Below are 13773 nucleotides of genomic sequence, written 5' to 3' on the forward strand. Positions count from 1 at the left end.
ATAATTGCAAATCTAGAGAGAGACGTATTCGATATCGTTGAAGCTCCAACAAGAGATTGTTTTAAACCAATACATTGATAGCAGGTGAGTTTCATTTTTTGTAACAAAGTGTTGAGACTTTTTGGGTTATTTGGTCTAGTGATCAGCCGCGCTCACATTTAGGAACGAAGATGAATAGAAATGTTTGGCTACTGTCACTGTGTCAGGCGTTATTAATGACAGGAAATATCCTACTGATTTCCGTGATTGGCTTGATAGGAAAACAGATTGCGCCCAGTGCCAGTATGATTACTTTACCAGTCGCGTTGCAGTTTTTAGGGTTGATGTCAGCCACCATTCCCGCTTCTTTGATTTCAGGTAAGTTAGGCCGAAAGCGAGGCTTTAGTATCGGTAATCTTGTTGGAATTGCGGGTGCAAGCCTAGCGACTTACGCGTTATTGCAACAAAACTTCTATCTGTTTTGCTTTGCGACCTTTTTGTTGGGTATCGGTATTGGCTTCGGAACGCTTTATCGCTTCGCGGCTATTGAAGTGTGTGACGAAAATGCACGACACCGCGCAATCTCGATTTCAATGGCTGGTGGTGTTCTTGCTGCGGTACTCGGACCGAACTTAGCGATTATGTCTCAGCAATGGTCGCAAGATGGTCTGTACATTGGGGCTTTCGCTTCATTGATTGGCTTAAACATTTTAGCACTCGTTATCTTACAGACCGTTCAATTCCCTAAAGTGTCGTTTAGCAACCAGACACCAAAATCTGATCCTTTGAGTGCAATCGTGAAGGCTCCGGATTTTGTCGGAGCAGTCTTTGCAGCAATGGTCGCCTATGCGGTGATGAACATTCTGATGACAGCTACACCATTGTCAATGATCGGCTGTGGTTTCGACTTTACTAAAGCGGCGGGTGTGATCGAGTGGCACGTGTTAGGTATGTTTGTTCCTGCCTTCTTTACTGGGTCGCTGATTGAGAAATTTGGTTCGAGAATGATGATCTTGGCAGGCGGGATACTGTTTGTCTTTTGTATTGCTATCAACATTCATGGTGAGTCGATTTGGCACTTTAGAGCGGCTCTGGTTTTACTCGGGGTGGGCTGGAACTTTATGTTCATCGCGGCAACCGGTTTGTTCAGTCAATCGTATCAAACGCAAAACAAAGCAAAGGCTCAAGCGTTTAATGAGTTTGTTGTATTTGGCTGTGTGACTGTGACTGCATTGCTTTCTGGTTGGTTGGAATCGACAGCGGGCTGGCAAAACCTCAATATTTACGTACTACCTTTTGTGTTAGCCGTTATCTTATTGTTTGCATTTAGCGCACGTAAATCACGCATTCAAAATCAGCCGGTGTGACGAGTTGTCACCTGTTTAGGTGAGATAGAGCTCTTGATTAGAATAGGGGCTCTGCATAGCTTGCTCGAAGTCGAGATAAATAAAGTGTATGGTCCGCACCGTTATTGCAACTACCATTAAGTAATAACGGAGTTGGTTTACGCTAATGTATTCGGAGTTCTTGTTGGGAGCACTCGCTTCCCAGCTCCACGATGATATCCGCGCCAGATTATCCTTAAAAAGCCCAAAGCATTGATTGCTATTTTTTGTGTCAGGTTCTTAATCTGGCCGATTGACCGTTTTTTTGTCATCACGTTCATTGGCGTTGCAAACTTGGTTATAGCGAAACAGCCTTAAAAGCTTGCCGGTGATATAACACCGCCCAAACTATCCTAGCTAGCTTGTTGGCTAATGCGACACTACATTAAATGGTTTGGTGGCTCGTAGGTTCACAAGCCATTCTCCAAACACTTTCCCTGTCGTCTCTAGCCTAGAGAGTACAGCTCTTGCGCCGTGGATGAACAGAGTTCTGAGGTGTTTATTTCCTCGTTTACTCATACCAAGTAGCTTGGTATTTCCTCCCGTTGAGAATTACCTTGGCGCAAGCCCCAACCAAGCAGCCATCTTTCGGCCATTAGTGAAGTTACTCGGAGAACTTACATCGGCAATACACAATGTGGATGTAAGATCGCCAATTCCAGGGATAGTTTTTAATAATTGAGCACTTTCGTTTTTATAAACAATAGTTTGAAGCTTGTTATCTTGGGTTTTGATTTGTTCATTAAGGTACTTGTCGTGTTCGTGGATAGATTTCAATTTACATATACTCGTGATCAATGAAGGTGCTTGATTTTCGATAAAATCAGGATCATGCTAAGGCCTATGAAAATTACATTGACTCCTCAACAAAAGCTGCAACTCGAGCAGATGCACGATTCAACTCGTGATAGCCGAGTATGCGATCGCATTAAAGCGGTATTACTTGCTTCTGAAGGTTGGAGTCAGGCTATGATTTCTCAAGCCCTTCGTATTCATGAATCGACTGTCGCTCGCCACCTCAGTGATTATATGCTTTCAGAAAAGCTTAAGCCTGAAAATGGGGGCAGCCAAAGCAAACTTTCAGCGACTCAAACCATGCATCTTATCGAACATTTGACTGAGCATACCTATTCCCACACTCATCAAATTGTCGCTTATGTTAAGGAGGAGTTTGGTCTTAGCTATACGGTTTCAGGCATGAATAAATGGCTGCATCGCAGCTTACGAAGCCCTACAGGCAAGTTGCGGCGAGGATGAGTCGATAGTTTTTATCGATGCCGTTCATCCAACACTGTCGATCAAAATCTCCCATGGTTGGATACGCACTGGTCAAGATAAAGTCTTAGAAACGACAGGTAATCGTAGCCGACTGAATATTATTGGCGCACTGAACCTGTCGGGTATTGGGTCAACCATTGTAAGTGACTACGACTGCATCAACAGTGAAAACATTGTCCGTTTCTTCTGTAAACTCAGAGAGAGCTATCCGCTAAATCACAAGCTCCATATCATTTTGGATGGAGCAGGATATCACCGCAGTGATTTAGTTAAAGATGCGGTATTTGTGCTTAATATTGAGCTGCATTACCTTCCACCATATAGCCCAAACTTCAATCCGATAGAGCGGCTTTGGAAGGTAATGAACGAGAAGTCGAGGAATAAGGTTTACTTCAAAAGGAAACGTGACTTCAAGGAAGCCATAGACCAATTTTTTACTGTAACTCTCCCAGAGATTGCAGGTTCGTTGACGTCTCGAATCAATGACAATTTTCAGGTGTTCAAGCCAGCATCTTCAAGTTGATTGGGTATGGTATTGATATTATTGAGTTTATTAATTCAGTCACAATCAAGTAATCAGAGTAACTAAGTGCTTGCTAACAAAGCGAAATTGAAATTTATTCATGCGTAATTCTTATAATTGAATAAAATCAGTATCTCAGTTGTGAGAGTGCTGTTAGTATCGCTATCAATAGTCGGGGGGCATCTACCTTAATTGGTATTTGCTGAGATCGTTATTCGAGACCCGTTGAACCTGATTCAGTTAACACTGGCGTAGGGAACTATGATGACTTTGTCTATGTGGTCTAACAATGATCTCTCATTGCTTTCATTTCCACACTCTCTTTACGGCCAAAGTTCGGTTCTCTTACGTCTTTTAGATAGTAGGAGCGACCATGACGCAGCATTCCAACACTCAAGCGCCACTTAAAAAGACTCAAACACCACACAACCAATCTTCGTTGATCAATACTCCGATTGTTTTAACCATAGCAGGCTCTGACAGTGGCGGCGGCGCAGGTATTCAAGCGGATATTAAAGCCATGTCTGCAACGGGTAGCTTCGCTTGTTCGGTGATTACTGCGATTACCTCTCAGAATACCCAAGGCGTGTCAACCATTTTTCCAATCCCACTTGAGCATGTTGCCAGCCAGTTAGATGCGGTGTTCACCGATCTGAATATCGTGGCGGTAAAAGTCGGTATGTTGGCGGATTCGCAAATCATCAAAGTCGTCGCGAACAAAATCAAACAATACCAACCAAAACACTTAGTAATTGACCCTGTTATGGTCGCGACAAGTGGCGACCTTCTTCTAGAAAACTCGGCTATCACCACGCTAAAACAAGAGCTGATTCCGCTCGCAGATATCATTACGCCTAACTTACCAGAAGGTGCAGCACTTACAGGAAAAGTCGTTCCTGAAAGCGAAGCGGAAATGCAGGACATGATTGAAGATCTGCGCGCTTTAGATGCTAAAGCCGTTCTTCTCAAAGGTGGTCATCTAGAGAAAGATGAAAACAGTAATGACTTACTGATTCTACCGACCACATCTGCTGTGATTGGCGCGAAGCGTTTTCCTACCAAAAACACTCATGGCACGGGCTGCACGCTCTCTTCTGCTATTGCTTCTTTCTTGGCTCAAGGTAACACGCTTCCAGAGGCTGTCGACCTAGGTAAACAATACATTTCACGCGCGATTGCCCATGCTGACGAATTGAAAGTCGGTCAAGGTCATGGCCCGGTAAATCACTTTTTTGCTGGGCACGGTAATGTCCGTTAATACGGTTGGCGTTCAACTTAGCAATGCGACGCTGCGTTACCGAGATAGCGAGCACGCGACCCTGTCGGGACTGTCACTGAATTTAAATGCAGGTAAGTGGACAGTGCTGCTTGGGCGAAGTGGTTGTGGGAAAACTACGGTATTGCGTTATTTGGCAGGTTTGTTGGGAGACAAGGTGGAGTGGCAGGGCACATTGGCAACCTCTGATGAACTTCCTTTAACGGACCGCATCGCTTACATGGCGCAGCAAGATTTGTTACTGCCATGGTTGTCGGTTATCGACAATGTATGTTTGAGCCATCGCTTTCACAATACCACGAACAAGCATAAAAACGCAGAGCAAAAGAACCGAGCGTTCGAGTTACTCGCTTCAGTTGGTTTGGCCGATTACGCGGATACTATGCCGGATCAGTTGTCTGGTGGTATGCGCCAGCGTGTTGCTTTGGCTCGAACCTTGATGCAAGACAAGCCAGTTGTGTTGATGGATGAGCCTTTCTCTGCACTGGATGCGGTAACAAGACACAAGTTACAGAGTTTAGCGTGTGAACTGTTGAGAGATAAAACCGTTGTGTTGATCACCCATGATCCGCAAGAAGCGGTGCGTTTGGCGGATAACTTGTATGTGTTGCAAGGCATACCTGCGAGTGCTCACTTTTTACCTGTACCTCATTCGGCGACGCCACGATTGCTCGATGGTGAGTGTGCCGAGTTGCAACAGGCGATCTTAGAGCAGTTGGAGCGTGATTATGACTGAACTAACACGAACTGAAGCTGTGACTCAGTCAACGAGCGTGGAGGCTAGCACTGAACGTTCAAGTCAGATGAATTCCGTTATGCGTTTGCTTATCAGCAGCGTTGTGATTCTTGGCTTATGGCAGCTTGTGGTCGTTGTTTTCGAAATGCCAAGCTTCATTCTGCCAGCGCCTGCTGAAGTATTCCTCAAGCTAATTGAACGCTACGACGTGTTGTTCAAACATACCTGGGTGACCGCACAAGAGATCTTACTAGGGCTATTACTAGGTCTGACGATGGGGTTGTTTTTCGCCTTGCAGATGTTGATGTTTGACCCGTTAAAGCGCTGGCTGTTGCCGATCTTGATTGCTAGCCAAGCGATTCCTGTATTTGCGATCGCGCCTGTACTGATGTTGTGGCTTGGCTATGGTATCGCCTCAAAAGTAGTGATGGCGGCGATAATAATTTTCTTCCCCGTGACTACCTGTTGTTATGACGGCCTGCGTAACACACCGACAGGATACCTTGACCTAGCTAAAACAATGGGTGCATCGAAATGGCAACTGCTACGCCACATTCAATTTCCTGCTGCACTGCCAACATTGGCGTCAGGTATTCGTGTCGCTGTGGTTATCGCCCCTATTGGCGCGGTTGTTGGTGAGTGGGTAGGTTCGAGTGAAGGGCTAGGTTACCTAATGCTGCAAGCCAATGCGCGCATGATCATTGATGAGATGTTCGCGGCCTTGTTTATCTTGGCGGTGCTCTCTATCTCGCTCTATTTCATCACAGATAAATTACTCAAAAAAGCTATCCCTTGGGAGAACCAGTGATGGTTCACTCAGCGCTGTTTATCTCAAACAGTACCTCGTTAGATATTAGATCGACAAACACAATAATAATATTCAAAAGGAAAGGTTAACGATGAAAAACACCAAATTGGTAGGTGCAGTGGCGCTGCTTGCTTCGCTGGTTTCAGGTCACACATTCGCGGATTCGGAACAGAAAAAACTGACACTGATGTTGGATTGGTTTGTAAACCCAAACCACGGCCCAGTAGTGATTGCTCAAGAGCGTGGTTATTTTGCAGATCAGGGCCTAGAGATTGAAATCCAAGAACCAGCGGACCCAAGCACGCCAGCAAAACTCGTTGCAGCAGGTAAGGTCGATCTCGCAGTAACTTACCAACCAAGTTTAACTATGGATGTGGCGGCAGGCTTGCCTTTGGTTCGTGCATCAACCCTAATCGCCACACCGCTGAACACGTTGATGGTGCTGGATAACGGCAAGAACGATTCGTTAGCGGACCTGAAAGGCAAGAAGATCGGTATCGCAATTGCGGGTAATGAAGAAGCGACGATCGGCACCATGCTGGCTCAAGAAAATGTTGAGTTTACCGACGTTCAAACCATCAATGTAGGTTGGGCACTTTCGTCTTCACTGGCATCAGGCAAGGTAGACGCAATCTGGGGTGGCTTACGTAACTTCGAAACGAATCAACTAGCCCTTGAAGGCTATAAAGCCAAAGCATTCTTCCCAGAAGAGTATGGTGTGCCAGCTTACGATGAGTTGATCTTTGTGGCGAATGCAAAGAAACACGACGACGAAGCCATCAAAGCGTTCAACAAAGCACTGGAGCAAGCAATCACTTACATTGTGAACCACCCACAAGACTCGTGGAGTGAGTTTGTAGCGTATTCACCAGATACGCTAAACAACGAGCTAAACCAACGCGCATGGAACGACACGCTGACTCGTTTTGCACTTCGTCCTTCAGCGGTAGACATGAAGCGTTACGATGATTACGCGCAGTTCATGTTCGACAAAGGCATTATAAATTCACTACCAAAAGCTGCTGATTACGTACCGGCATTTGACTAAGGAATCTCATGAAATATCAAGACTTAATTCAAGCTTGTCAGCAAGATTGGCAAGACTACACCGAGCATGATTTTGTTAAAACGCTGGCAAACAGCACTCTTGCTCAGCCGTGTTTTCTGCATTACTTGAAGCAAGATTTTCTGTTCTTAAAACAGTATGCCCGTGCTTATGCGTTGGCCATTTATAAGGCGAAAACCTTGGCTGATATGCGCCGTGCTCTGCCAAGTGTTCATGCTCTGTTAGATTCTGAAATTTCACACCATGTGACTTACTGTGGTCAGTGGGGATTAACGGAATCTGATTTAGAAAACGAACCTGAAGATTTCGGCACAGTTGCTTACACGCGCTACGTTCTAGACGCGGGTATGACGGGTGGTCTTGTCGATCTCTATGCGGCATTGGCTCCGTGTTCCATTGGTTATGCCGTAATTGGTAAAGCGCTTCTAGAAAGCAATGACACTGTTTTGGAAGGCAACCCATACGCAAGTTGGCTGCAGCTTTACGGTGGTGAAGAGTTCCAGTCTGCCGTGGCAACGGGTGCAGAGTATTTCAATCAGCTACTGGCTGAGATTGATATCAACAGCGAACGCGGTCAGAACATCGTTCATATCTTCAAAACGGCAACACGTATGGAAGTGGCTTTTTGGCAGCAAGGTCTGAATGCACTTAATGACTCTACTGCGGCTTAAGAGCGACTTTCACGAATAAGGATTAATCCATGCTAACTGAACAAATCATTCAATCGCTACGCGCAGTGCGAAAGCAAAAACCACTGGTTGTGAACATTACCAACTACGTAGTGATGAACAATACGGCCAATGCTTTGTTAGCGATTGGTGCTTCGCCTATCATGGCACATTCGCAACAAGAGCTTGCGGAGATGATGTCATTCTCTGGTGCCTTGGTGATCAACATTGGCACGATCGACAGTGCATGGACGCCAAGAATGTGCTTCGCGGTTGAACAAGCTAACGCGAACAACAAGGTTGTGGTGCTAGACCCTGTGGGTTGTGGTGCAAGCATGCTGCGTACCGAGACTTCTCGTCAAATCGCACGTTTAGCGGATAAGTTAATCATTCGCGGTAACGCGTCTGAGATTATTGCATTAGCGGGCGAGCAAGCGCAGAGCAAAGGTGTGGATGCGCTTGATAGCAGTGATGCTGCGTTAGGTGCTGCACAGTGCTTAGTCGCTAAATACGGTGCAAATGTGGTGATTTCAGGCGAGACGGATTACATTGTCACCAAAAACAGCGTGGTGACGTTAAACAATGGACACCAAATGATGCCGTATGTTACTGGCATGGGTTGTACCTTAACCGCATTGACGGGCGCATTTGCTGCTGTTGGTGATGAAAGCGGTTTGGCTGCGGCGGCGGTATTAGGTGTGGTTGGTGAAATTGCTGCTGAGAACTCTCGCGGCCCAGGTAGCTTGCAAATGAACTTACTTGATGAGCTGTATCAGTTAGACGAAGAGACTCTGATTCAACGTTTGAAGATTCAGTAGGGTTCATCTACATCTAAGCAATCAGTTAGAAGCCTAACTTAAACGCTTTAGTCAAAGAAAAGCCCCCGGCCTGTGTAGGGGGCTTTTTATTGTTGGCTTGGAGCTGTGCCGAGTATATAGATTAGCTGACTAGGTTCTAAATCGGTTCACTTGGCTCTCTAGGTGGTGAGCAACTTCGGTTAAGTCGCTTGCTGCACCTGAAATGCTGCTGACTGACTCTTGGTTACTTTGCGCGATGGTATTCGCACCTTGCGCATTTTCACCCAGTGATTTGGTAAGACGATCCTGCTCATCAACCGACACCGCGATTTGGCTATTGGCTTGGTTCAGATCTTGGATGTGTTGGTTAATTACATGTAAGTTCTGAGAAGCTTGCTGCGCCTGCGTTGAAGCGTCTGAAACCGTGCTGTGGCTCTCTTTGATAGACTCTAACGCATCTTTAGCGCCACGTTGTAGTGAGGTTATGAGCTCATCAATTTGGCTAGCAGAGTCTTGGGTGCGTTTAGCGAGCGTTCTTACTTCGTCTGCGACTACGGCAAATCCACGACCTTGTTCGCCTGCGCGAGCTGCTTCAATTGCGGCATTCAGCGCGAGAAGGTTGGTTTGCTCTGATACGCCTTTGATTACTTCCAGTATTGCGCCAATGTTCATCGACTCTTTATGTAGGTCGGTCACTTTCCGGCTGCTGACCTGCATGCTTTCATCGGCACTACCAATTTCATGCAGTGTCTTGTCTACTTCTTTCAGGCCCATTGCGACATTCTCGGTGGCTTGGTTCGCTACTTGAGAGGCGTGGTTAGCGCTTGAAGCAATTTCTGATGTGCTAGAAGCCAGTTGGTCAACCGCGGATGAGATGTTCATCATTTCACTATTCAACTGTATTGCGTTGGTCGAGCTGTTATTGGTCACTTGATTAAGTGATTCAGACATCTCGCCAATACGCACACTAGAGCGGTTCACTTGGCCTACGATATCGCGCAGAGATTCAGTGGTGATCTCCATGTTCGTTAGTAGCTCGCCAATCTCGTTCTTACTCTCAATGTTTACTTCAACATTCAGGTTACCTTGAGAAAGCTCATTGGTGATCTGTTTAACTTGTGCGATGCCTTTGGTGATAGAACGAGTCACCAACACGGCGCTCGTCATTCCGATAACCAAGGCGACACCAGTGAGCAAGATGATGATCTGAATCGAGCGCTTTTCACTGGCTTGCAGCTCTGGAGTTAGCGCTTGTTTCTGTTGTTCGAGAATACTCTGAGCATCCGCGACCGTAATCGCTAAGCTATCACCAATCGAGGATAGGGTAGCGGTTCTTTGAGTGTTCTCTAGCATCTGTTGATGAACTTGTTCAAAGCCTTTCGCATAGGCTTCACGCTGGTTAGAGAAGTCTTCAATCAGTTCGCTTTGGTAAGGCGAGGATTTCAGAGACTCAATATCACCTTCGATACCTGGTAGAGCATATTCAAAGATATCTTTACCCGCTTCGTAGGTTTTGAGGTCGTTGTTGTTCGAGTAGCTAATAACCGCGATCTTAGCTGCGAGGAAGTTTTCCATTAGCATACCCGCGTACAAGCTCGCGTTTGGATCGTTGTTATTGTAAGACTCATACAACAAGCTCTGCGCGGCTTTTAGCGCGTTAGTCTCTCTTTTGACCATCTCAACATTTACGAGCTGGTCGATCATTAGCTGGCTCTGCTTCATTGAGCCATAAGCAGTATCAAAGGCGGCAACGCTGTCTTGGACCAGTTGTAAGCTTGATAGGCTGTCAGTGTTAGTGGTGGTTTCGATTAAGTTATTGAGCAGATCATCGATCGCCAATTTGCTGGATTGATAATTCGCTTCATATTGCTCATCCAATGACTCTAAGTAATGTTCAGAGGCTAAACGCATCTGAAGAAAGTGCACTTGAATGTTGCCAGACTGAGTCGCTTTGTGGCTGAGTTTGCTGTACTCGCGAAAGCCGTTCGACAAGGTTTGAATGCCTTTGTAGCTCACAAGGCCTGAAATGACGAAAAAGAGCAAGCAGATGGCAAACCCCAGCTTGATCTTAAGCGCTATAGAAAGGTGGCGCATAACTATCCCTATATTTACCTAATTCCTTCATTTTGGAGTATTCCATAAAACTGTGTATCGGGCATGCTCAAAGTGAATAGTTTGTGTAATAAGTAACGCTTTAGTTAAGAAGTTCAGATTTTTTGATATGCTTTCAACGAGTTGCGTATTTGGTCTGTTCGTTTTACGTAAAGGTTTTAGTATTAACTCCCATGCATAGGAGGCGATTTATCGGTAAAATAGCATAACATCAATTATAGAAATCGATTTAAAAGGAATGGTATGAACCCTTACAAGCTCTACTTGGTTACCGACGACCAACAAGATTTAGAAACGCTTAAGTTTGTGGTTGAAAAAGCGGTCGCTGGTGGCGTTACTATGGTTCAAGTAAGAGAGAAGCACGGAGATGTAAGAGCCTTCATTGAGCGTGCAGAAGCCGTTAAATCAGTTTTAATTGGAACGGGCGTGCCTCTGATCATTAATGATCGAGTTGATGTAGCATTAGCTGTGGATGCCGATGGTTTGCACTTAGGGCAATCGGATATGCCTGCAACCATAGCCCGCAAGCTGATTGGTTCAGACAAGATTCTTGGTTTATCGATTGAGACTGAACAGCAGTTACAAGAAGCTGATGATTTGTCAATAGATTACATCGGCCTTAGCGCACTGTTTGAGACTCAGACTAAAACAAATCTGAAGAAGCATTGGGGTTACGAAGGGATTAAGTTGGCGTTGGAAACAACCAAGTTGCCGATTGTCGGTATTGGTGGCATTAACAAGTCTAATATCCCGCAGCTGGTTGAGACTGGTATCCACGGCTTAGCGCTAGTATCTGCAATCTGTCACGCTGAAGACCCTAAAAAGGCGACGCAAGACTTGCTAAATCTGATGGGAGAATGAGTTTGTAGCGACTAGAAAACAAATGAAGCGAGTCATTTGTTTTCTAGTTAGCGCGTATGAAAGCGATTAAGGGAGTTTCAGCTGAAGATAGGGACTATCTTACTGAATACATAGAGCAACGGTGCCGATGATCATCAGAGCGATCGCTGCGTACCAACCGTATTGCGAGGTTTTATCGGCCACAAAAATCTTGATGTAATTGATTTCTTCATGTGCCATCGCAATAAAGTCGGTGTAGTTAATGGATAACTCGCGACTTGTTTCTTTTAAGTCATTTTGTAATTTGTTGAAAGCCTCATCGATGAAGCCTTTTGTTTCCGAAGCTGACGGCGTTGCAGCCATAGTTAGGCTGTTCCAAACCGCCATACGCGATTCATATTCACTTTCACTGACACAATTAAGTACGCGTAAATCATACTCTCGTTTGTTACGCTCTTTACCCATTTTCTCAGGGCAAATGTTTCTTAAAACGTTCACGACAAATTTTCCAAAAGGTTCATTTAGATATAAAAAAGTACTCGAAGAGCACTCATAAACTGGGGCGAATTAGATTCAAAAAGTGATCTATTTGAAACCGGCATAAGCGCCTGCAAGGCAGAGCGTTTATCTGGGAGGTTTGAAGTTGGGTCAGTGTTGTTAAAGAGCGATTTGGGTCTGTCAAAACTCATTTGAAAAGATAAACCCGTTGGGATCGCAGTGTAATTAGGTCACTTTTGGACATCAACTAGGGTGTTTTATCCAGACGACAAAGATATTTATCAACAAGATAAGCAGACATGAGTTCGAGCATTCTGGGTTCGCAGATCTGATCTGGCGGTTCAGTAAAACTTTAGCAGGGCTTTCACCGTTAAGCATTGGCCATTAACTATTTGTTTATTCCTTACTTTGATTAGTAGGCTCGGTTGGTAAGCTCATGTGTTGAGCCGTTTATTCTGCTATATTTACCAAGGTGAAAAACTAAAATTATTCAATGGAATAAGTGCAGAGGAAAGGATGCCCAATACCCCTCAAATGACGGTTGTAGATAAGAAAGAAGTCGAGCTCTTTGCGGAACTGTTTAAACATATCGATGGTGACATCTACACTCTAATACGCAGTGCCAAAGTCCCCAATGATATTCTCACCAGCAACGACCATTATGATTATCTCCCAGAGACGACCATAAAAAATGTGGTCAAAATTATGGGCGAGTCGGCGTCGAGAGAAGAGTTTTCGTTGTTTATATGGAGCTTTTGTAAGCAAACCTATGTATCAAGGTTTGTAGCGAAGCTGAGTCAGCAAGACTCATTAAAAAGTGCGCTCGACCAATTTGGTGAGCAGTTGAAGCTGGTATCAAACGGTGCGAATGTCTATACCAAACAATCTGGGGGGAAGTGGTGGTTTGTTAGAGAGAAGCCATTCACCAATGCACCTTGGTTTGAATTCGCTGAGCTGTTCTCTGTTATTTTTATTAATGAGTTGCTTTCTGTATTAACACAAGGGCGTTGGAAGCCGTCTGAGGTCGGTATTCAAAGCAGCGATCTCGAATGTTTTAAATCTCTTCCACAAATGGGCAGTGCTCAGTTTTATACACATAGACCCGTTACTGCTTTTGAGATCGCAGAAGAGCTTATGCTTGCGCCGATTGTGTTGCCTAAAGCTCCTCTTGTTCTTGAATCCAACGCTCCTTTGCCTAGCTCTTTCTTAATTGCCTTTAAGCTTGTCATTAAACCGTATCTCACTATGGGAAAGCTCCCGATTAGTCTCGCTTCTGAAATCTTGAACATGCATGTCAGGACTATCCAACGCCGTTTGGAGCATGAAGGAGTCGTCTACAAAACTCTGATAGAAGAGATGGTATTGGAGCAAGTATTGGAATTGCTTAAGCAGCCAGATTTGTCGATTACGCAAGTAGGGGCACAGATGGGCTATTCCGATTCATCTCACTTCACTCGTGCGTTTAAGCGTCAAATGAACATGACGCCAAGACAGTACCGCAAAGAACACAGTTAAAGTCCGCAAGTCGGAGCTCGAAGATATCAGGGAAATCAACTAACTGATCTGCTCCAGCCAGACTGGACACTTCATTAAGCGACATTTTGATTTTCAAAGTTAACTGGGCTTAGATACCCAAGAGCACTGTGCCTTCTTGTCCGATTATAATCAACCTCTATGTATTCAAAGATTGTTTGGCGCATCTCGTCTCGCGTCATGATCGGCTCATACTGGATCGCTTCAACTTTCATTGAATGGAAGAAGCTCTCAACACAAGCATTGTCCCAGCCGTTTCCTTTCCTACTCATAC

General features: G+C 45.1%; 12 protein-coding genes, 2 pseudogenes and 1 riboswitch. Of the genes and pseudogenes, 10 read left to right on the forward strand and 4 right to left on the reverse strand.

Annotation, left to right across the window (positions count from 1 at the left end):
* Window positions 1-170 precede the first annotated feature (170 nt).
* Window positions 171-1346 carry an MFS transporter gene (locus L1D11_RS19585; RefSeq protein ID WP_239834016.1) on the forward strand — a complete coding sequence of 392 codons (1176 nt, stop codon included), beginning with the start codon at window positions 171-173 and terminating at the stop codon, window positions 1344-1346.
* Window positions 1347-1662: 316 nt separating this feature from the next.
* On the opposite strand, the pseudogene L1D11_RS19590 reads toward L1D11_RS19585, so the two are convergent.
* Window positions 1663-2129 (reverse strand): annotated as a pseudogene (locus tag L1D11_RS19590) (transposase); the annotation flags it as partial.
* A 66-nt stretch (window positions 2130-2195) separates the two neighbouring features.
* Here L1D11_RS19590 and L1D11_RS19595 point away from each other — a divergent pair.
* From L1D11_RS19595 to thiM, 7 genes and pseudogenes are all read left to right on the forward strand, one after another.
* Window positions 2196-3165 (forward strand): annotated as a pseudogene (locus L1D11_RS19595) (IS630 family transposase).
* A 163-nt stretch (window positions 3166-3328) separates the two neighbouring features.
* Window positions 3329-3440: riboswitch (TPP riboswitch) on the forward strand.
* A gap of 98 nt (window positions 3441-3538) precedes the next feature.
* Entirely contained in the window at window positions 3539-4423 is an 885-nt protein-coding gene (gene thiD, locus L1D11_RS19600; protein ID WP_239834017.1) for a bifunctional hydroxymethylpyrimidine kinase/phosphomethylpyrimidine kinase, read from the forward strand.
* Window positions 4413-5177, forward strand: a complete 765-nt coding sequence (locus L1D11_RS19605; RefSeq protein ID WP_239834018.1) for an ABC transporter ATP-binding protein — start codon at window positions 4413-4415, stop codon at window positions 5175-5177. The genes thiD and L1D11_RS19605 overlap by 11 nt, the downstream gene beginning before the upstream one ends.
* Entirely contained in the window at window positions 5170-5985 is an 816-nt protein-coding gene (locus tag L1D11_RS19610; RefSeq protein ID WP_239834019.1) for an ABC transporter permease, read from the forward strand. The genes L1D11_RS19605 and L1D11_RS19610 overlap by 8 nt, the downstream gene beginning before the upstream one ends.
* Window positions 5986-6076: 91 nt before the next feature.
* A complete protein-coding gene (locus L1D11_RS19615) occupies window positions 6077-7033 on the forward strand; it encodes an ABC transporter substrate-binding protein (RefSeq protein WP_239834020.1) in 957 nt (318 codons plus the stop codon).
* An 8-nt stretch (window positions 7034-7041) separates the two neighbouring features.
* Entirely contained in the window at window positions 7042-7722 is a 681-nt protein-coding gene (gene tenA, locus L1D11_RS19620; protein WP_239834021.1) for a thiaminase II, read from the forward strand.
* Between the two features lie 29 nt (window positions 7723-7751).
* A complete protein-coding gene (gene thiM, locus L1D11_RS19625; protein WP_239834022.1) occupies window positions 7752-8537 on the forward strand; it encodes a hydroxyethylthiazole kinase in 786 nt (261 codons plus the stop codon).
* Window positions 8538-8666: 129 nt separating this feature from the next.
* Here the strand turns inward: thiM and L1D11_RS19630 are convergent, their stop codons facing one another.
* Window positions 8667-10610, reverse strand: coding sequence for a methyl-accepting chemotaxis protein (locus tag L1D11_RS19630; RefSeq protein ID WP_239834023.1), 1944 nt, complete (start codon window positions 10608-10610; stop codon window positions 8667-8669).
* A gap of 261 nt (window positions 10611-10871) precedes the next feature.
* On the opposite strand from L1D11_RS19630, the gene thiE reads away from it, so the two are divergent.
* Window positions 10872-11489, forward strand: a complete 618-nt coding sequence (gene thiE, locus L1D11_RS19635; protein WP_239834024.1) for a thiamine phosphate synthase — start codon at window positions 10872-10874, stop codon at window positions 11487-11489.
* 99 nt (window positions 11490-11588) lie between these two features.
* Here thiE and L1D11_RS19640 read toward each other — a convergent pair whose 3' ends face one another.
* Complete coding sequence (locus L1D11_RS19640; RefSeq protein WP_102423276.1) at window positions 11589-11933, reverse strand: thiamine-phosphate diphosphorylase; 345 nt, start codon at window positions 11931-11933, stop codon at window positions 11589-11591.
* Between the two features lie 567 nt (window positions 11934-12500).
* On the opposite strand from L1D11_RS19640, the gene L1D11_RS19645 reads away from it, so the two are divergent.
* Window positions 12501-13481 (forward strand): helix-turn-helix transcriptional regulator, encoded by a 981-nt coding sequence (locus L1D11_RS19645; RefSeq protein WP_345772756.1) that lies wholly within the window; start codon window positions 12501-12503, stop codon window positions 13479-13481.
* 74 nt (window positions 13482-13555) lie between these two features.
* Here the strand turns inward: L1D11_RS19645 and L1D11_RS19650 are convergent.
* Window positions 13556-13773 (reverse strand): IS3 family transposase (locus L1D11_RS19650; RefSeq protein ID WP_239833427.1); only part of this gene is annotated, 218 nt, incomplete at its 5' end.

This window comes from Vibrio sp. Isolate32 (assembly GCF_022397955.1).
Classification (GTDB): Bacteria; Pseudomonadota; Gammaproteobacteria; order Enterobacterales; family Vibrionaceae; genus Vibrio.